Origin of the sequence: Pseudomonas psychrophila HA-4 (assembly GCF_000282975.1) — a bacterium.
Lineage (GTDB): Bacteria > Pseudomonadota > Gammaproteobacteria > Pseudomonadales > Pseudomonadaceae > Aquipseudomonas > Aquipseudomonas psychrophila_A.
On sequence record NZ_ALJC01000079.1, the window covers coordinates 16,515 to 35,436 of the forward strand.

The window sequence follows — 18,922 nt, forward strand, 5'->3', positions numbered from 1 at the left end:
GTCTCGCGATCTTTTAGAAGATCAAAAGATCGCGAGGCAAGCTCGCTCCTACAGGGGTTACGAGGTTTTACAAACCGTTTTTAGCCTTGAACTCACGACGACGACGGTGCAGCACCGGCTCGGTGTAGCCGTTTGGCTGTTGAGTGCCTTCGATCACCAGTTCGACTGCCGCCTGGAAGGCGATGTTGCTGTCGAAGTTCGGTGCCAGTGGGCTGTACAGCGCGTCGTTGGCGTTCTGGCGATCAACCACCGGGGCCATGCGCTTGAGGCTTTCAAGCACCTGGGCCTCGCTGACGATGCCGTGACGAAGCCAGTTGGCGATGTGCTGGCTTGAAATACGCAGCGTCGCACGGTCTTCCATCAGGCCTATGTCGTTAATGTCTGGCACCTTCGAGCAACCCACGCCCTGATCAATCCAGCGCACCACGTAACCCAGGATGCCTTGCGAGTTGTTGTCCAGTTCGTTCTGGATCTGCTCAGGCGTCCACTGCGGGTTCACGGCCAGCGGGATGGTCAGGATGTCGTCGACCAATGCCGGGGCGCGCTTGGCCAGTTCGGCCTGACGCGCGAACACGTCCACCTTGTGGTAATGCAGCGCGTGCAAGGCAGCGGCGGTCGGCGATGGCACCCAGGCGGTGTTAGCCCCGGCCATCGGGTGAGCGATTTTCTGTTCCAGCATCGCCGCCATTAGGTCAGGCATGGCCCACATGCCTTTACCGATTTGCGCTCGACCTTGCAGGCCCGTGCTCAAGCCGACATCGACGTTGTTGTTCTCATACGCCGAAATCCACTTCTCGGCTTTCATGTCGGCCTTGCGCACCATCGGCCCGGCTTCCATCGAGGTGTGGATCTCGTCGCCCGTGCGGTCCAAGAAGCCGGTGTTGATGAACACCACGCGCTCGCTGGCGGCTTTGATGCACGCCTTGAGGTTGATGGTGGTGCGGCGCTCTTCGTCCATGATCCCGACTTTAAGCGTATTGCGCGGCAGATTGAGCACGTCTTCGATGCGCCCGAACAGTTCGTTAGTGAACGCCGCTTCTTCTGGGCCGTGCATCTTCGGCTTAACGATATAGACCGAGCCGGTGCGGCTGTTTTTGCGTGAGGCCTGGCCATTAAGGCTGTGGATCGCTGCCAGGCTGGTCAACAGACCGTCGAGAATGCCTTCTGGCACTTCGTTGCCGTCTTTGTCGAGGATCGCGTCGATGGTCATCAGGTGACCCACGTTGCGCACGAACAACAGCGAACGGCCATGCAGACTGACCGTGCCGCCGTTGGGCGCGGTGTACTCGCGGTCCGGGTTCATGGTGCGGGTGAAGGTGGTGCCACCTTTGGAGACTTGCTCGCTCAGGTCGCCCTTCATCAGGCCGAGCCAGTTGCGGTAGATGACCACTTTGTCGTCTGCATCGACAGCGGCGACGGAGTCTTCGCAGTCCATGATGGTGGTCAGCGCGGCTTCCATCAGTACGTCTTTGACGCCCGCCGCATCGGTTTGGCCGACAGGGCTTGTAGCGTCGATCTGGATCTCGAAGTGCAGGCCATTGTGCTTGAGCAACACAGCGGTCGGCGCTGAGGCAGAGCCGTGATAGCCGATCAGTTGCGCGGCGTCGCGCAGGCCGGTGTTGGCGCCGCCCTTGAGCGTGACCTGCAAGGCGCCGTCAACGATCGCGTAGGCGGTGGAGTCAACGTGCGAGCCGCTGGCCAGCGGTGCGGCTTCGTCGAGGAAGGCGCGGGCGAAGGCGATGACTTTGTCGCCACGGACTTTGTTGTAGCCTTTGCCCTTTTCGGCGCCATCGGCTTCGCTGATGGCATCGGTGCCGTACAACGCGTCGTACAGCGAGCCCCAGCGGGCGTTCGACGCGTTGAGGGCAAAGCGCGCATTCATCACCGGCACCACCAACTGTGGGCCAGCCATGCGAGCGATTTCGTCATCGACGTTTTGCGTCGTTGCCTGGAAATCAGCCGCTTCTGGCAGCAGATACCCAATGTCTTGTAGGAAGGCTTTGTAAGCCACGGCGTCATGGGCCTTGCCGGCCTGAGCCTGGTGCCAGGCGTCGATCCGCGCCTGCAAATCATCGCGTTTGGCGAGCAGTGCTTTGTTCTTGGGTGCCAGGTCATTGATGACCTTGTCGGCACCGGCCCAGAACTGGTCGGCGTTGAGGCCGGTACCGGGTATGGCTTCGTTGTTGACGAAGTCGAACAGGACTTTGGCGACCTGCAGGCCACCGACGTGAACGTGTTCAGTCATTGCTTGCCTCACTCATTTTTATTTAAAGCCTGGAGCGCTTCTCAAAACACCGCCTGAGCGGGTTTGTACGGGGGTAAAGCAGACGCCTTGACCGACCTTGTTGCTAAATATGTAGTGGTCGCCGAGGCATACTACATGATCATTTGCCGATGTGAAAATTAGACTAACTACGTCGTTCTGCGACTTTTCTTAAGCTGTCGGTCACGTAGAAGAATCAGATGTTCTCAAGAAATGCACAGGTTGTTCCAGATAATTCTATAAACGGTACACAATTTGTTTTTTAAGGCACTGCCTATACTCAACCGACCTCCCCTAATCCAATAAGAAAAGAGAGCCTGCCATGAACCATCTCGTGATTACGGTGTTTGCCCCGGACAAGGCCGGGCAGGTAGAGCGCATTGCCCAGTGCATCGCCGAGCATGGCGGTAATTGGCTGGAAAGCCGGATGTCGCGCATGGCTGGGCAATTTGCCGGCATTTTGCGCGTTGGGGTGCCTGCCGAGGCCCATGATGGGCTGGTCGAGGCGCTGCACAGGTTGGCGCCAGAAGGGATTCGGGTATTAATTGCCGAAAGCGGCATTGAGCAGTCTTGCACCTGGAAGCCCATTTCCATGGACCTGGTGGGCAATGACCGCCCAGGCATTGTGCGCGACATCACTCGCGTGCTGACGGAGCAGGGCGTCAACTTGGAAAGGCTGGTGACCGAGGTGCGGCCCGCGCCCATGAGCAACGAGCCGCTGTTTCATGCCGAAGCGATTCTGGCGGTGCCGCTGACGTTGTCACTGCAGGTGTTGCAAGAACGTTTGGAGACGTTGGCCGATGAACTGCTGGTTGAGCTCAAATTACGCACAGACGAATAGGTCTGTGCGTTTTTTGATCAGGCGTTTCGGCGCAGGCTCAGCCACGCGTCGAGGCTGAACACCACCAGACCAGCCCAGATGAACATGAAGGCGAGCAGGGTGCTTTCGGACAAGTGCTCGCCAAACACATACACCGCCAGGATTAACACCAGCGTCGGCGCCAGGTACTGCATAAAGCCGATGGTGGTGTAAGGCAAATGCCGGGTAGCGGCGTTGAAGCACACGAGAGGAATCAACGTTGCCGGGCCTGCGGCGACCAACAGCCACGCTTCGGATGTTGTCCAGAATTGGGCGTGGGCGCTGTTGGCTTCTGGGTGCATCAGCAGCCAGCCGATGGCGATCGGCACCAAGATCCAGGTTTCGACCACCAGCCCCGGCAGCGCCTTGACCGGTGCTTGTTTGCGGATCAGCCCGTAAAAGCCGAAGGTCAACGCGAGCACCAGCGATACCCACGGCAGGCTGCCGACTTGCCACACTTGCTGGGCAACACCCACCACGGCCAGGCCTACGGCAATCCATTGCAAGCGACGCAAACGTTCGCCTAGCAGCAACATGCCGAGCAGTACGTTTACCAATGGGTTGATGTAATAACCTAGGCTGGCCTCGAGCATACGGTCGTTGTTGACCGCCCACACATACGTCAGCCAGTTAACCGCGATCAGCAGACCGCTGCCAGCGAGTACAGCGAGGCGTTTAGGGTTGTCACGCAGTTCCTGCCACCAGCCGGGGTGCTTCCAGACGAGCAACAAAAGAGAGCCAAACAGCGCCGACCAGAGCACCCGGCTGACGATGATTTCGGCGGCTGGCACGCTGGCCAGCAGTTTGAAGTAGAGCGGGAAGAGTCCCCAGATGACATAGGCGCTGAGGCCTAAGATGTACCCCCGGCGCGGGTTGGCGGCTTGCATGCAGGATCCTTGGTTAGTTCAATAACAGAGACAGCGACTACTAAAACAACTTAAGCGGTTCTTCATTGAGCGCCGAGAGTTGTTCGCGCAAGGCCAGTACCTGATCTCCCCAATAGCGTTCGCTGCCAAACCACGGAAAGCTGTGCGGGAAGGCCGGGTCGTCCCAACGGCGGGCCAACCAGGCGCTGTAGTGCATAAGGCGCAAGGCACGCAGCGGTTCGATAAGGGCCAGTTCACGCGGGTTGAAGTCGTGGAACTCGCTGTAGCCGTCCATTAATTCAGACAGTTGGCCTAGGCATTCCTGGCGATCACCGGCCAGCATCATCCACAGGTCTTGCACGGCTGGGCCCATGCGGCAGTCGTCGAGGTCGACGATATGGAACACGTCGTCGCGGCACATCATGTTGCCGGGGTGGCAGTCGCCGTGCATGCGGATGTTGGTGTGCGGGGTGGCGGCGTACACATCTTCGACCCGCTTGAGCAGATCCCGGGCCACAGACTCGTAGGCTGGCAACAGGCTGCGCGGAATGAAGTTGCCTTCGAGCAACGTGGTCAGCGAGTCATGGCCGAAGTTTTTCACGCCTAGGGCTTCGCGGTGTTCAAACGGCTTGGTGGCGCCAACCGCATGCAGACGGCCCAGCAGTTGGCCTAGGCGATACAGTTGGTCGAGGTTGCCCGGTTCGGGCGCACGGCCGCCACGGCGTGGAAACAGGGTAAAGCGAAAGCCTTGGTGTTCGAACAGGCTTTGGCCGTTGTGAATCATCGGCGCGACCACCGGCACTTCGCACTCGGCCAGTTCGAAGGTGAAGCGGTGTTCTTCGAGAATGGCTTCGTTGGTCCAGCGCTGCGGGCGATAGAACTTGGCGATCAGCGGTTCCGAGTCTTCGATGCCGACTTGGTACACGCGGTTTTCGTAACTGTTGAGCGCGAGCACGCGGGCGTCGCTGAGGAAACCAATGCTTTCGACGGCGTCGAGCACTAGATCAGGGGTAAGTGTTGCAAACGGATGAGACATGCTGACTCCTGCGCGCAGCAGGCTGCCGCGTCCGGCCATGCATCTTAGCGTAGACCGGTTACAAGCTGGCACAAAACCTGTAGCCGCTGCCGCATGCAGCGGATACAAGGGTCCGGGTTACGCGCCGACAATACCGCCGTCGTCGCGGCTGATGGCCATGACGGATGAGCGAGGCTTGCCGTTTGGGGTGTGCTCAGGGAAGGTCGAGCCGCCGTTTTCACCAGGGTGCTGAATACCGACAAACAGGGTTTTCTGGTCGGGTGAGAAGCTGATGCCCGTCACTTCGCAGCCAATCGGGCCGACCATAAAACGGCGGATTTCACCGCTGTCCGGGTCGGCGCAGAGCATTTGGTTGTTGCCCATGCCCGCGAAGTCACCACTGTTGCTGTAGTCACCGTCGGTCAGGATCCACAGACGCCCAGCGTCGTCAAAGCCCAAGCCGTCCGGGCTGTTGAACATGTTTTGCGGGGTGATGTTGGCCGAGCCGCCTTTGGGCTGCTTAGCGTGGACCACCGGGTTGCCGGCGACCACGAACAGGTCCCAGTCGAAGCTGTTCGCGCCGTGGTCGTCGTTGTGGGTTTTCCAGCGCAGGATCTGCCCGTACACGTTCTTCTCACGTGGGTTGGGGCCTCCCACAGGCTGCCCGTCTTCGCCGCGTTTGGCGTTGTTGGTGAGGGTGCAATACACCTGGCCGTCTTTAGGGCTGACGACGATCCATTCCGGGCGGTCCATGCGCGTGGCGTTGACCACGCTGGCGGCCAAGCGAGCGTGAATCAACACGTCGGCTTGGCTGGCAAAACCCTTGCTGGCGTCGATGCCGTTTTGCCCGTGGCTGAGTTCGATCCACTGACCCTGGCCTTTGGGGCGATCGGGGTGGTTGTCACCCGCGTCGAAACGCGCCACGTACAGCGTGCCGTGATCCAGAAGGTCGCGATTGGCCTTGGTGTTTTGATGATCGATGGTGTCGCGGCTGATGAACTTGTAGATGAACTCGCCGCGTTCGTCGTCGCCCATGTACACCACTGCGCGGCCATCACGGGTTTGCGCCAAGGCGGCGTTTTCGTGCTTAAAGCGGCCCAGCGCGGTGCGTTTGACCGGCACTGACTGCGGGTCGAAGGGGTCGATTTCGACCACCCAGCCGTGACGGTTGAGTTCGTTGGGGTTGAGCGCCAAATCGAAGCGCGGGTCGTGCAGGTGCCAGTTGATGTCTTTGCTGGTGGCGACGGCGCCATAGCGTTTTTGCGCGGGGTCGAAGGTTTGCTTGGGATCAGAGCTGCCAAAGCAATCAGTGAAGTTCTCTTCACAGGTCAGGTAAGTGCCCCACGGCGTTTTGCCATTGGCGCAGTTTTGGAACGTGCCCAGCACCCGGTTGCCATTAATGTCAGCTTGGGTGCGCAACAAGGCGTGGCCTTCAGCGGGGCCGCTGAGGCGGATCGGGGTGTTGCCATGGATGCGCCGGTTGAAGGGCGAGTCCTGAACAAACTGCCAGCCATTGCCTTTGCGTTGTACTTCAATCACCGACACACCTTCGCTGGCCTGGGCTTTGCGCACGTCTTCGGCAGACGTGGGCTGGCCGCCATGCGGGAAAAGGTAACGGTAGTTGGTGTATTCGTTGTTGATCGCCAGCAGGGCGCGGTTTGGGTCGCCGGGGAACGCGAACAGGCTCATGCCGTCGTTGTTGTCGCCGAACTGCACCTCCTGGGCTTCGGCGCTGCCATTGCCGCTCGGGTCGAAAGCCGGGCCGTTGACGTGCAAGGGTTGGCCCCAACTGATGAGGACCGAGGCGCGATAGCCGGGCGGTAGGCTGAGGGTGTCGCTGGTGGCGGCGTTGATGCTCTCAAAGCCGAGCAAGGTGCTTGAGGCGGTGCTGACACCGGCGGCCAATGCGCTGCGGCTGAGCAGGTTGCCACCCAAAAACATAGCCGCCCCGCATAGAGCGCCTGCGCCGATAAAACGCCGTCGACTGAGGCCGATCATCTGTTCAAGGTCGGTGAGTTGTTGTTCTTCTAACAGGTTCATATCGCGCAGGCTCTCGAAGGTTTTTGCAGCAACCTTAAGCCGCGGGTATGACAGCGATGTTTCACAAAGCTGGCCAATCACCTTGTGGGAGCGGGCTTGCTCGCGATGGCATCGGCGCGTTTCAACGGGTAGACCGGGGCGTCTGCATTGCGAGCAAGCCCGCTCCCACAGGGTGGAGGTCCACCGTTAAAGCGGTGTGCCTAGCAACACCAGGGTCGGCGAGAACTGCACATTGACCGCGCTGCCGACCTTCAATTGCAGTGTTTCGAGTTGTTGCGGTTCGGTCAGGGCGCACAAGGTTTGGCCACTGGGCAGGCTGACGCGCACTTCGCTGGGGCCATCTTCGGCGTGGAGGATCTGTTCGATTTGCCCGTGCAGTTGATTGTGTTCAGGCGCGGCGGGTTGGTGTGGGGCGGTCAGTTGCAGCCAGCCCGCTTTAATCAGCGCCACCACCGGGGTACCGAGGCTCAATTCCAGACGCTGGGTACTGTCGTGGGTGATTTGTGCGTTCAGTGTCAGCCCGCCGGGCAACTCCAACTGAATCAGATCATTGTGGCCATGGTGCTGGATGGCGATCACGCTGCCGTGCAACTGGTTGCGAGCGCTGGTCCTGAGCATCAAGCGGCCTAACAGATCGAGGTCGCTGCTGTCTTCGGCAGCGTCCAGCACTTGGCTCTGTAGCACCTGCAAGCGCTGATACAGGCGCAGTACCCGCTCGCCAGCAACAGACAAGCGCGCCCCGCCGCCGCCTTTGCCACCGACACTGCGTTCAACCAGCGGGGTTTGTGCCAGGTTGTTCAGCTCATCAATCGCGTCCCACGCAGCTTTGTAGCTGATGCCCGCGCTTTTGGCGGCGCGGGTGATCGAACCTTGCTCAGCGATGTGTTGCAACAGTGCAATACGCTGTGGGCGGCGGGCGATGTGTTGTGTGAGCAAAGTGGGTAGCGGCATGGCGGCGTGTTTCGCAAAGCGGGCAGAGCCTCGCAAAGTGCCTGCGCAGCGAGGTGCCGTCAAGGTGGCCCGTCGGGCTTGGGCGTCCGCGCCAGGCAATACACATCCACCCGGCGCGCCCCGGCCTTGAGCAGTAGGCGGGCCAGACTTTGCGCAGTGGCACCCGTGGTGAGCACATCGTCCACCAGCGCTAGGTGCAACCCCCGCACCTCAACCCCCGGCGCAAGGCTGAAGGCTTGCAGCAAGTTGCGTTTGCGGGTCTTGGCGTCGAGTGCCTGTTGCGCGGTGGTGTCTTGGGGGCGCAGCAGCCAGTGTTCACGGCAAGGGATGTTCAGGTGTGCGCTGAGCCAGTCTGCGAGCATGCTCGACTGGTTGTAGCCCCGTTGGCGCAGGCGCTTAACAGACAGAGGCACGGGCAGTAAAACGTCGGGCGGGTCGTTGCCTGCTTCGAAGTGATTGCGCAGCGATTGGCCGAGAAGTTCGGCTAACAGTCGGCCATAGGGCCACTTGCTGTTGTGCTTGAACCGAATGATCAAACTGTCGATTGGAAAGCCATACACCCACGGTGCATGCACCGACTCGAAGGCTGGGGGGTGCTTGAGGCAAAAGCCGCAGGTGAGCCCCGGCATTGGCAAGGGCAATGCGCAGCGCTGGCAACTGTCCCCCAACCAGGGCAGCTCAAGTTCACACGCGGTGCACAGCGCGAGGTGGGTATCGGTGCGTTCATCACACAATAAACAGGTCTGGTTATTAAATAACCAGTTGTCAACCAGTGATCTTAAGTGTGGTTGACAACTCATGTTGCATCCTTAAACATGCCGAGCATCCGTGCCGTGCCTGAGGCGATGACCTCAGGTTCTAGTCAAAGCATAAACAAGAGAAACGCCGATGAGCGCCAGCACCCTTGCCAACTTGCGACATGATTGGTCTTTAGCCGAAGTTCGGGCGTTGTTTGTCCAGCCGTTCAATGACCTGTTATTTCAAGCGCAGACCGTTCACCGCGCGCATTTCGACGCGAATCGGGTTCAGGTTTCGACGCTGCTTTCGATCAAAACCGGGGCGTGCCCGGAAGATTGCAAATATTGTCCGCAGTCGGGCCACTACAACACTGGCCTGAAAAAAGAAAAGTTGATGCAGGTACAGGCGGTGCTCGAAGAAGCCGCACGGGCCAAGTCCATCGGCGCGACGCGTTTCTGCATGGGCGCGGCCTGGAAGCACCCGTCTGCCAAAGACATGTCCTACGTGCTGGAGATGGTCAAAGGCGTAAAAGCCTTGGGCCTGGAAACCTGCATGACGCTGGGCAAGCTCGATCAGGAGCAAACGGCGGCGCTGGCGCACGCCGGGCTGGATTACTACAACCACAACCTCGACACCTCGCCGGAGTTTTACACCAGCATCATCACCACCCGTACCTACAGCGAGCGCCTGCAAACCCTGAGCTACGTGCGTGATGCAGGGATGAAGATCTGCTCCGGCGGGATTCTGGGCATGGGCGAGTCGCTGGACGACCGCGCCAATCTGTTGATTCAGTTGGCCAACCTGCCAGAACACCCGGAGTCGGTGCCGATCAACATGTTGGTGAAAGTGGCGGGTACGCCGATGGCCAATGCCGAAGACATCGACCCGTTCGACTTCATCCGCATGCTGGCGGTGGCGCGAATCTTGATGCCGCAGAGCCATGTACGGTTGTCGGCCGGTCGTGAGGCGATGAACGAGCAGATGCAGGCGCTGGCGTTCTTTGCCGGGGCCAACTCGATTTTCTACGGCGACAAATTGCTGACCACCGCCAATCCGCAGGCCGACAAAGACATGCAACTGTTTGCGCGCTTGGGCATCTTGCCTGAAGCCCGTGAAGAGCACGCCGACGAGGTGCACCAGGCGGCGATTGAACAAGCGCTGGTCGAGCAAAAGTCCAGCGAACAGTTCTATAACGCTGCGGTGTAACCCTCTTAACTGTAGGAGCGAGCTTGCCTCGCGATCTTTTAAACGATCAAAAGATCGCGAGACAAGCTCGCTCCAACAACGTCTTCTGCGTTTTCCGAGGCCAGCATGTCTTTTGATTTAAGCGCCCGTCTGGCCGCGCGTCGTGCCGACAATCTCTACCGTCAACGGCCATTGCTTGAGAGCCCGCAAGGGCCGCTGGTGGTAGTCGATGGCCAACCGTTATTGGCGTTTTGCAATAACGACTACCTCGGTTTGGCTAATCATCCGCAGGTCATTGAAGCCTGGCAGGCCGGTGCGTCTCGCTGGGGCGTGGGCGGTGGGGCGTCGCATTTGGTCATCGGCCACAGCGGTCCGCATCACGCGTTGGAAGAAGCCTTGGCAGCCTTCACCGGGCGCCCACGCGCGCTGTTGTTCAGCAATGGCTACATGGCCAATCTGGGCGCTGTCACCGCGCTGGTCGGGCAGGGCGATACGGTGCTCGAAGACCGTCTCAATCACGCGTCTTTGCTGGATGCCGGTTTGCTCAGCGGTGCGCGTTTTAATCGCTATCTGCATAACGACGCAGCAAGCCTGGCCAAGCGCTTGGAGAAAGCCTGCGGCAATACGCTGGTGGTCACCGATGGTGTGTTCAGCATGGACGGCGATGTGGCCGATTTGCCAGCCCTGGCCCGTGAAACCAAAGCTCGTGGCGCGTGGTTGATGGTCGATGATGCCCACGGCTTTGGCCCGCTGGGCGCCAATGGCGGCGGAATAGCCGAGCACTTTGGTTTAAGCGCGGACGATGTGCCGGTGCTGGTGGGCACCTTGGGCAAAGCGTTCGGCACCAGCGGCGCGTTTGTGGCAGGCAGTGAAGACTTGATTGAAAGCCTGATCCAATTCGCCCGGCCTTACATTTACACCACCAGCCAGCCGCCGGCGTTGGCGTGCGCCACGTTGAAGAGCCTTGAGCTGTTGCGCAGCGAGCAGTGGCGTCGCGAGCACCTCACGACCTTGATTCGCCAGTTCCGAAAAGGTGCCGAGCAGATCGGCTTGCAGTTGATGGACAGCTTTACGCCGATTCAGCCGATTCTGATTGGCGACAGCGGCCGGGCGGTGCGCCTGTCTGCGATGTTGCGCGAGCGTGGTGTCTTGGTGACTGCGATTCGCCCGCCGACCGTGCCTGCCGGGAGTGCGCGTTTACGCGTGACTTTGTCGGCAGCCCACACAGAGGCGCAGGTGCAGCTATTGTTAAGCGTACTCGATGACTGTTGGCGCAAGCTGGAGCCCGACCATGCGTGATCGTCTGATTTTGCTGCCCGGCTGGGGCTTGGGTATTTCTGCGCTGGAACCCTTGGCCGCTGCGCTACGCGGATTGGACGAGCATTTGCGGGTCGAAATAGAACCGCTGCCGGTGCTGGAGTCTGCCCTGTTGCAGGATTGGCTGGATGAGTTGGACTCCAACTTGCCGGACAACGTGTGGCTGGGCGGCTGGTCGCTCGGCGGTATGCTCGCCAGTGAGTTAGCGGCACGGCGCGGTGAGCGTTGTTGCGGGCTGGTCACGCTGGCCAGCAACCCGAGTTTTGTTAGCCGTGACGATTGGCCGACGGCCATGCCAAGCGCGACCTTCGATGCCTTTATCACCGGCTTTGCCGAAGCCCCGAACAGTACCTTCAAACGTTTTTGCCTGCTGTGCAGCCAAGGCGCGGTTGACCCGCGACCCATGGCGCAGTTGCTGCTGGGCGGGGCACCGCGCGCGCAGCCGTCCACCTTGCTGGCGGGTCTTGAGCTGCTTGGGCAAATGGACGTTCGCCCTGCGTTGCAAGCGTTTAATGGGCCGCAACTGCATCTGTTTGCGGGCACGGATGGCTTGGTGCCAGCGCAAGCGGCCAATGCATTGCTGGCACTGCTGCCCGATGTCGAAGTGGGTCTGATTGAACAGGCCTGTCATGCATTTCTACTGGAAGCGCCCCACGAATTGGCGGCCGCGATTCAGGCTTTTTTACACGAGCTGGGCGATGACTGATTTAAGTGTGGCAACCCTGACAGGCCATCTGCCAGACAAGCGTCAGGTGGCGGTTTCGTTTTCGCGGGCGGCGGCCAGTTACGACAGCGTGGCCGAGCTGCAACGTGCAGTGGGGCATGAGTTGATCACCCGCTTGCCAGTCGATAGGCCGCCGCAACGCTGGCTGGACCTGGGCTGCGGCACCGGGTATTTCAGCCGGGTGCTGCGCCAGCAATTTGCCCACAGTGAAGGGCTGGCACTGGACATTGCCCATGGCATGTTGACGTTTTCCCGGCCCCTCGGCGGTGCGTCGCATTTTATTGCCGGTGATGCCGAAAGCCTGCCCTTGCAGTCCAGCAGCTGTGATTTGATCTTTTCCAGCCTGGCGTTGCAGTGGTGCGCCGATTTCGACCGTGTGCTCAGTGAGGCCCATCGTGTGCTTAAACCCGGCGGTGTGCTGGCGTTTGCCAGTTTGTGCGTCGGTACATTGAGCGAGTTACGCGACAGTTGGCGGGCGGTGGATGGGCAAGTCCACGTGAACCGCTTTCGCGAATTCGATCAGTATCAGCACCTGTGCGCTGATAGCGATTTACGCGTGCTCGACTTGCAGACTCAGCCACATGTGCTGCACTACGCGCAGGTTCGCCAACTGACCCATGAACTTAAAGCCTTGGGCGCGCATAATTTAAACCCGGGTCGCCCTGAAGGGTTGACTGGCCGGGCGCGGCTTCATGGATTGGTTAGCGCCTACGAACAATTTCGTCAGCCTCAGGGCCTTCCGGCGACGTATCAGGTGGTCTACGGCATTTTGGAGAAAGCGCGATGAGCCCTGCGTACTTCATCACAGGAACCGACACCGATGTGGGTAAAACCACGATCGCAGCGGGTTTGTTATATGCCGCACGTGAAGCCGGATTAAGTACCGCGGCGGGCAAGCCCGTGGCGTCCGGCTGTGAAATGACGTCCAAAGGCCTGCGCAATGCTGACGCGCTGGCGCTGATGGCCGAGAGCTCTGTGGCGCTGACTTACGATGAGGTCAACCCATTTGCCTTCGAGCCGCCCATCGCTCCGCACATTGCGGCGCGTGAAGCCGGTACGGTGGTGAACGTGCTCTCTTTACTAGGGCCGATGCGTCACATTCTGGCCAAAAAAGCAGATTTCACTTTGATCGAAGGTGCCGGTGGTTGGCGCGTGCCGCTGTCGGGCCAGGACAGCTTGTCGGACTTGGCCCAGACGCTGGACTTGCCAGTGATTTTGGTGGTCGGCGTGCGTCTGGGCTGCATCAGCCATGCCTTGCTGACGGCCGAGGCGATTGCCCGCGACGGCCTGCAATTGGCCGGTTGGGTGGCCAACATTATTGGGCCGAAAAACTCGCGCCTTGAAGAGAACCTCGCCACCTTGGCTGAGCGTCTCCCAGCACCTTGTCTGGGGCGTGTGCCCAAGCTCAAATCGGCGTCGGCCCAAGCCGTGGCCGAGCATTTGCAGTTGGACTTGCTCGACTAAATGTAGGAGTGAGCACGCTCGCTCCTACACGTCTATTTCAAAATCCCAATGATGTGATCGATCCGTACCTAGACGAACGGAGGCTTCGCGCTGCTTGACAACAAATGGGCGTAAACGTATGTTTCAAACAACTGTTTGACCGCCTATAACAAATCCATGCGGTTGTTCATCCCCCGGATTCATCAGCAGAGGTTTATCGCTATGCCTGACTACAAGGCCCCCTTGCGTGATATTCGCTTCGTTCGTGACGAACTGCTCGGTTACGAAGCGCACTATCAGAGCCTGCCGGCTTGCCAGGACGCTACTCCAGATATGGTTGACGCCATTCTCGAGGAAGGCGCCAAGTTTTGTGAGCAGGTGCTGGCACCGCTGAACCGTGTGGGTGACATCGAAGGCTGCACATGGAGCGAGTCCGGGGTTAAAACCCCTACCGGTTTCAAAGAAGCCTACAAACAATTCGTTGAAGGCGGTTGGCCAAGCCTGGCCCATGACGTAGACCATGGCGGTCAAGGCCTGCCTGAGTCGCTGGGCCTGGCGGTGAGTGAAATGGTCGGCGCGGCTAACTGGTCGTGGGGTATGTACCCTGGCCTGTCGCACGGCGCGATGAACACCATCTCCGAGCATGGCACCCCCGAACAGCAAAACACTTACCTGTCCAAGTTGGTGACTGGCGAATGGACTGGCACCATGTGCTTGACCGAATCGCACTGCGGTACTGACCTGGGCCTGCTGCGCACCAAGGCTGAACCTCAGGCTGATGGCTCGTACAAAATCTCCGGTACAAAGATCTTCATCTCGGCCGGTGAACACGACATGGCCGATAACATCGTCCACATCGTTCTAGCCCGCCTGCCGGATGCACCAGCTGGCACCAAAGGCATTTCGCTGTTCATCGTCCCTAAGTTCAACGCGAACGCCGATGGCACACTCGGTGAGCGCAACGCGGTGTCGTGTGGCTCCCTTGAACACAAAATGGGCATCCACGGTAACGCTACCTGCGTAATGAACTTCGACGGCGCCACGGGTTACTTGATCGGCCCGCCGAACAAAGGCCTGAACTGCATGTTCACCTTTATGAACACCGCGCGTCTGGGTACCGCTTTGCAAGGTCTGTCGCACGCTGAAATTGCCTTCCAAGGTGGCTTGAAATATGCGCGTGACCGTTTGCAAATGCGTTCGTTGACCGGCCCTAAAGCCCCTGAAAAGGCGGCAGATCCGATCATCGTTCACCCAGACGTACGTCGCATGCTGTTGACCACCAAGGCGTTCGCTGAAGGCAACCGCGCCATGGTTTATTTCACTGCCAAGCAAGTCGACATCGTGAAATACGGCGTTGACGAAGAAGAGAAAAAGAAAGCTGACGCACTGCTGGCGTTCATGACGCCGATTGCTAAAGCCTTCATGACCGAAGTGGGTTTTGAAGCCGCCAACCACGGCGTTCAAATCTACGGCGGCCACGGTTTTATCGCTGAATGGGGCATGGAGCAGAACGTTCGCGACAGCCGCATTTCGATGCTGTACGAAGGCACCACCGGCATTCAGGCTCTCGACCTGCTGGGCCGTAAAGTGTTGATGACCCAAGGCGAGGCCCTCAAAGGCTTCACCAAAATCGTCCACAAGTTCTGCCAGAACAACGAAGGCAACGAAGCGGTTCAAGAGTTCGTCGCGCCGTTGGCTGCACTGAACAAAGAATGGGGCGAGCTGACCATGAAGGTCGGTATGGCTGCCATGAAAGACCGTGAAGAAGTGGGTGCGGCCTCGGTCGACTACCTGATGTATTCCGGTTATGCGTGTCTGGCGTACTTCTGGGCTGACATGGCGCGTTTGGCGGCTGAAAAACTGGCCGAGGGCACCTCTGAAGAAGCCTTCTACAAAGCCAAGCTGCAAACAGCGCGGTTCTACTTCCAGCGCATCTTGCCGCGTACTCGCACGCACGTTGCGACCATGTTGTCGGGCGCTGCTAACCTGATGGACATGAAAGAAGAAGACTTCGACCTGGGCTACTAAGCCTTGGTGAGTCACCCTTAAAAAGCCGCTTTTCCTTCGGGAGAGCGGCTTTTTGGGTTTATCCCTTTCAATTGAAGGTTGTGACCGTATTTTGTTTTATGGTCACTGCTTGACCCTATGTATCGCTATCGTCGTTCAGCTAGACTGGGTCCCACATTAATCGTCGTTTACAGATTACGAGGTTTGCCATGGCTGATTACAAAGCGCCCCTGCGTGATATGCGCTTCGTCCTCAATGAAGTGTTCGAGGTTGCTTCTCTTTGGGCGCAACTGCCTGCATTGGCAGAGTCTGTTGATGCTGAAACGGTTGAAGCGATTCTCGAAGAAGCTGGCAAAGTGACTGCCAAAAGCATCGCGCCATTGAGCCGCAGCGCTGACGAAGAAGGCTGCCACTGGCAGGACACCGTGGTCACGACGCCAGCCGGTTTTGTCGATGCTTATAGAACCTACGCTGAAGGCGGTTGGGTCGGCGTGGGCGGCAACCCTGAGTTCGGCGGCATGGGCATGCCTAAGGCAGTGTCGGCCCAAGTCGAAGAAATGATCAACTCCTCAAGCTTGGCATTCGGTCTGTACCCGATGCTGACCTCGGGTGCCTGCGTATCGATCAATGCCCACGCCAGCGAATCGTTGAAAGCGACTTACCTGCCCAATATGTACTCGGGCGAGTGGGCCGGTTCTATGTGCCTGACCGAGCCACATGCGGGTACTGATTTGGGGATTATCCGCACCAAGGCTGAGCCGCAAGCTGACGGCTCTTATAAAGTCAGCGGGACCAAGATTTTCATCACCGGCGGTGAACACGACCTGACCGAAAACATCATCCATCTGGTGCTCGCCAAGCTGCCGGATGCACCGGCCGGACCCAAAGGCATTTCGCTGTTCCTGGTGCCCAAGTTCATGGTCAATGCCGATGGCAGCCTGGGCGCCCGCAACCCGGTGACCTGCGGTTCGATCGAACACAAAATGGGCATTCAGGCTTCGGCCACCTGCGTGATGAACTTCGACGAGGCCGTTGGTTATCTGGTGGGCGAGCCGAACCGTGGCCTCGCCGCCATGTTCACCATGATGAATTACGAGCGTCTGGGGGTCGGTATTCAGGGGCTGGCATCGGGCGAACGTTCGTACCAGAACGCAGTGGAATATGCGCGTGACCGCTTGCAAGGGCGTTCGGCAACGGGCGCACAGGCCACAGAAAAAGTCGCTGACCCGATCATCGTGCACGCGGACGTGCGCCGCATGCTGCTCACCATGAAAGCCTCCAACGAAGGCGGCCGGGCCTTTTCGACTTACGTGGCCAATCAGTTGGACATCGCCAAGTTCAGTGAAGACCCGACCGCACGTGCACGGGCCGATGGCTTGGTGGCATTACTGACGCCGGTGGCCAAGGCCTTTTTGACCGACTTGGGTCTGGAAACCACTGTTCATGGCCAGCAAGTATTGGGTGGTCACGGCTACATTCGCGAGTGGGGCCAGGAGCAATTGGTGCGTGATGTTCGCATCACGCAGATCTACGAAGGCACCAACGGCATTCAGGCGCTGGACCTGATGGGGCGCAAGATCGTAGGTAATCGCGGGGCGGATTACCGAGTGTTCGCTGACGAAATTCGCCAATTCATCGCCTCTGCCTCTGACGACCTTAATGAGTTCACGCAACCATTGGCAGCGGCGCTGGACAATCTTGACCAGTTGACAGCTTGGGTCTTGGAGCGTGCGCAGCAGAACCCCAACGAAATCGGGGCGGCGTCGGTCGAGTACCTGCACGTGTTTGGTTACACGACGTATGCCTACATGTGGGCACTGATGGCCCGCACGGCGTTGGGCAAAGTGGCTGATGATGCGTTCTATGTCAGCAAATTGGGCACTGCACGCTTCTACTTCGCGCGTTTATTGCCGCGTATTCATTCGTTGAGTGCGTCGGTAAAGGCGGGTAGCGAGTCGTTGTATTTGCTGGATGAAGCACACTTTTAAAGTGTTTAGTGCGATGTAAGCATTTGCTTACATCGCGTGCTGGCAATCGCCCATATCGCCAGATTGGATCCAGCGGTAATCTACTTTCAATGGACGTTGAGCAGGAAGCTCAAAGCAACAACACGGACACGTAGGATTCTGCCAGGACGGCGGAGTGAAAAGGATGTCAGGGAAACAGTCTGCAAAACCCCGCTTAGGCGGGGTTTTCTTTTTTCTGCGTCTGAAATTCCTGTAGCCGCTGATCCTTGCCCCGCAAACTCCGTAGCAACTGCCGAGCCTGCGAGGCTGCGTCCGATTGCGAAGCGATCGTAAATGCTATGAGCAAGGTTTAACTGCCCCATCGCAGTGTATGACTCTACGACGGCTAGGCCGCCGGACGTAGCCTCGCTGGCTCGTCAACTGCTACTCAATTGGCTGCCTACAACGGCGCCTCTGCCTGATTCATCACATCCTCCAGCAACGTTCGCAACAGCCCCATTGTGGCTTGCTGGCGTTGCACGTCGCGGCACACCAACCCCACCTTCAACGGCACCCGAGGCTCAGTCAGCGGTTTCCAGAGCAATGCCTGATGGTCATGCGCGTGACGTGAGCGCCCCGGTAGCACAGTCGCCAGCCGGGTATGCAGCAGGCTGTCGAGTATGGCTGCCATGGTGTTCAACTCGGCCTGTACCTGTGGGCGGCGGCCTAAGTTGGCGAGTTGTGCTTGCCAGATCTGACGGACCTGAAACTCTTCCCCCAGCAGCAACATCGGCAATTCGGCGGCCTGGGTCAGCGAGACTTTCTTGAATTCGCGCAAAGGATGATCCGCCGGGATCACCAGTTGCAGTTCATCTTCGTACAGCGGCGTGCCGTGCAGCCCCGGCTGACGCGGCGGCAGGTAGCTGATGCCGATGTCGAGCGATCCATTGAGCAGGCGGCGTTCGATTTCCAGCCCTGTGAGTTCATAAATCTGTACCACAAGGTGCGGTTGCGCCTGACGCACGCGTTCAAGCATTTGCGGCACCAAGCTGGTGTGTACGGTTTGCAGCACGCCAATGGCAATGGTGCGCAGCGCGTGGCCCTGGAAGTTGCGCAATGCCTCTTTGGCGCGCTGCAACCCGTCGAGCAACGGCAAGGCATGGTTGTACAAAGTGTGGGCGGCCAAGGTTGGCAGCAAGCGTCGGCTGCTGCGTTCAAACAGGGTCACATCCAGGTTGTGTTCGAGCTGGCGGATCTGTTGTGACAGCGCGGGTTGCGAGATCGACAGCCGCTCGGCAGCACGGCCGACATGGCCCTCTTCGTAGACCGCGACGAAATAACGCAGTTGTTTAAAATCCATAAGTATTACTTATCGAAAATGCTTAAAAAACGAAATGGCTCAATGGGCCGTGGGCGCCTAGTCTACGCCCGTTCTACTGGGGGTGATCGAGTAATAGCTCGAGCTAAAGCGCCTGAGTGGAGCACTAATTTGCATAGGCAAGGCTAAAAACCCGACAGAGGTTTTAGCGCCCCGATAACTGCGGGGGAGGTTGCAAATCGAATCTGCT

General features: G+C 58.9%; 15 protein-coding genes. 8 read left to right on the forward strand and 7 right to left on the reverse strand.

Going from position 1 to position 18,922, the window contains the following annotated elements; all coding sequences use genetic code 11:
* Nucleotides 1-67 precede the first annotated feature (67 nt).
* Nucleotides 68-2,245, reverse strand: a complete 2,178-nt coding sequence (locus tag B347_RS0111190; RefSeq protein WP_019409810.1) for a malate synthase G — start codon at nucleotides 2,243-2,245, stop codon at nucleotides 68-70.
* A 340-nt stretch (nucleotides 2,246-2,585) separates the two neighbouring features.
* Between B347_RS0111190 and B347_RS0111195 the strand changes: the two genes are divergently transcribed.
* Nucleotides 2,586-3,104: a glycine cleavage system protein R gene (locus B347_RS0111195; protein ID WP_019409811.1), complete on the forward strand. Its 519-nt coding sequence runs from the start codon at nucleotides 2,586-2,588 to the stop codon at nucleotides 3,102-3,104.
* Nucleotides 3,105-3,121: 17 nt separating this feature from the next.
* On the opposite strand, the gene rarD is transcribed toward B347_RS0111195, so the two are convergent.
* The 5 genes from rarD to B347_RS0111220 all read right to left on the reverse strand — a co-directional run bounded on the left by rarD (nucleotide 3,122) and on the right by B347_RS0111220 (nucleotide 8,794).
* Nucleotides 3,122-4,009 (reverse strand): EamA family transporter RarD, encoded by an 888-nt coding sequence (gene rarD / locus B347_RS0111200; RefSeq protein WP_019409812.1) that lies wholly within the window; start codon nucleotides 4,007-4,009, stop codon nucleotides 3,122-3,124.
* A gap of 40 nt (nucleotides 4,010-4,049) precedes the next feature.
* Nucleotides 4,050-5,024 (reverse strand): serine/threonine protein kinase, encoded by a 975-nt coding sequence (locus B347_RS0111205; protein ID WP_019409813.1) that lies wholly within the window; start codon nucleotides 5,022-5,024, stop codon nucleotides 4,050-4,052.
* 117 nt (nucleotides 5,025-5,141) lie between these two features.
* Nucleotides 5,142-7,043: a PhoX family protein gene (locus B347_RS0111210; RefSeq protein WP_019409814.1), complete on the reverse strand. Its 1,902-nt coding sequence runs from the start codon at nucleotides 7,041-7,043 to the stop codon at nucleotides 5,142-5,144.
* A gap of 186 nt (nucleotides 7,044-7,229) precedes the next feature.
* Complete coding sequence (locus B347_RS0111215; protein WP_019409815.1) at nucleotides 7,230-7,994, reverse strand: TOBE domain-containing protein; 765 nt, start codon at nucleotides 7,992-7,994, stop codon at nucleotides 7,230-7,232.
* A 59-nt stretch (nucleotides 7,995-8,053) separates the two neighbouring features.
* Nucleotides 8,054-8,794, reverse strand: a complete 741-nt coding sequence (locus B347_RS0111220) for a ComF family protein (RefSeq protein ID WP_019409816.1) — start codon at nucleotides 8,792-8,794, stop codon at nucleotides 8,054-8,056.
* A gap of 88 nt (nucleotides 8,795-8,882) precedes the next feature.
* Here B347_RS0111220 and bioB point away from each other — a divergent pair, with 88 nt between their 5' ends.
* The 7 genes from bioB to B347_RS0111255 all read left to right on the forward strand — a co-directional run bounded on the left by bioB (nucleotide 8,883) and on the right by B347_RS0111255 (nucleotide 17,396).
* Entirely contained in the window at nucleotides 8,883-9,938 is a 1,056-nt protein-coding gene (bioB, locus tag B347_RS0111225; RefSeq protein ID WP_019409817.1) for a biotin synthase BioB, read from the forward strand.
* 105 nt (nucleotides 9,939-10,043) lie between these two features.
* Nucleotides 10,044-11,216: an 8-amino-7-oxononanoate synthase gene (gene bioF / locus B347_RS0111230; RefSeq protein ID WP_019409818.1), complete on the forward strand. Its 1,173-nt coding sequence runs from the start codon at nucleotides 10,044-10,046 to the stop codon at nucleotides 11,214-11,216.
* A complete protein-coding gene (locus B347_RS0111235) occupies nucleotides 11,209-11,940 on the forward strand; it encodes an alpha/beta fold hydrolase (protein ID WP_019409819.1) in 732 nt (243 codons plus the stop codon). The genes bioF and B347_RS0111235 overlap by 8 nt, the downstream gene beginning before the upstream one ends.
* Nucleotides 11,933-12,745 (forward strand): malonyl-ACP O-methyltransferase BioC, encoded by an 813-nt coding sequence (gene bioC, locus B347_RS0111240; protein WP_019409820.1) that lies wholly within the window; start codon nucleotides 11,933-11,935, stop codon nucleotides 12,743-12,745. Before B347_RS0111235 ends, bioC begins: the two co-directional genes overlap by 8 nt.
* Entirely contained in the window at nucleotides 12,742-13,422 is a 681-nt protein-coding gene (gene bioD, locus B347_RS0111245) for a dethiobiotin synthase (RefSeq protein WP_019409821.1), read from the forward strand. Before bioC ends, bioD begins: the two co-directional genes overlap by 4 nt.
* Nucleotides 13,423-13,623: 201 nt before the next feature.
* Nucleotides 13,624-15,429 (forward strand): phenylacyl-CoA dehydrogenase, encoded by a 1,806-nt coding sequence (locus B347_RS0111250; RefSeq protein WP_019409822.1) that lies wholly within the window; start codon nucleotides 13,624-13,626, stop codon nucleotides 15,427-15,429.
* 188 nt (nucleotides 15,430-15,617) lie between these two features.
* Nucleotides 15,618-17,396, forward strand: coding sequence for an acyl-CoA dehydrogenase C-terminal domain-containing protein (locus B347_RS0111255; protein WP_019409823.1), 1,779 nt, complete (start codon nucleotides 15,618-15,620; stop codon nucleotides 17,394-17,396).
* Between the two features lie 418 nt (nucleotides 17,397-17,814).
* Here the strand turns inward: B347_RS0111255 and B347_RS0111260 are convergent, their stop codons facing one another.
* Nucleotides 17,815-18,714, reverse strand: coding sequence for a LysR family transcriptional regulator (locus B347_RS0111260; protein WP_019409824.1), 900 nt, complete (start codon nucleotides 18,712-18,714; stop codon nucleotides 17,815-17,817).
* Nucleotides 18,715-18,922: the final 208 nt, after the last annotated feature.

Coding starts and splice junctions, on each gene's coding strand:
- B347_RS0111235 (WP_019409819.1), top strand. CDS start 11,209: ATGCGTGATCGTCTGATTTTGCTGCCCGGCTGGGGCTTGGGTATTTCT.
- bioD (WP_019409821.1), top strand. CDS start 12,742: ATGAGCCCTGCGTACTTCATCACAGGAACCGACACCGATGTGGGTAAA.
- B347_RS0111215 (WP_019409815.1), bottom strand. CDS start 7,994: ATGCCGCTACCCACTTTGCTCACACAACACATCGCCCGCCGCCCACAG.
- B347_RS0111190 (WP_019409810.1), bottom strand. CDS start 2,245: ATGACTGAACACGTTCACGTCGGTGGCCTGCAGGTCGCCAAAGTCCTG.
- B347_RS0111255 (WP_019409823.1), top strand. CDS start 15,618: ATGGCTGATTACAAAGCGCCCCTGCGTGATATGCGCTTCGTCCTCAAT.
- B347_RS0111220 (WP_019409816.1), bottom strand. CDS start 8,794: ATGAGTTGTCAACCACACTTAAGATCACTGGTTGACAACTGGTTATTT.
- B347_RS0111260 (WP_019409824.1), bottom strand. CDS start 18,714: ATGGATTTTAAACAACTGCGTTATTTCGTCGCGGTCTACGAAGAGGGC.
- B347_RS0111195 (WP_019409811.1), top strand. CDS start 2,586: ATGAACCATCTCGTGATTACGGTGTTTGCCCCGGACAAGGCCGGGCAG.
- B347_RS0111205 (WP_019409813.1), bottom strand. CDS start 5,024: ATGTCTCATCCGTTTGCAACACTTACCCCTGATCTAGTGCTCGACGCC.
- bioC (WP_019409820.1), top strand. CDS start 11,933: ATGACTGATTTAAGTGTGGCAACCCTGACAGGCCATCTGCCAGACAAG.
- rarD (WP_019409812.1), bottom strand. CDS start 4,009: ATGCAAGCCGCCAACCCGCGCCGGGGGTACATCTTAGGCCTCAGCGCC.
- bioB (WP_019409817.1), top strand. CDS start 8,883: ATGAGCGCCAGCACCCTTGCCAACTTGCGACATGATTGGTCTTTAGCC.
- B347_RS0111250 (WP_019409822.1), top strand. CDS start 13,624: ATGCCTGACTACAAGGCCCCCTTGCGTGATATTCGCTTCGTTCGTGAC.
- B347_RS0111210 (WP_019409814.1), bottom strand. CDS start 7,043: ATGAACCTGTTAGAAGAACAACAACTCACCGACCTTGAACAGATGATC.
- bioF (WP_019409818.1), top strand. CDS start 10,044: ATGTCTTTTGATTTAAGCGCCCGTCTGGCCGCGCGTCGTGCCGACAAT.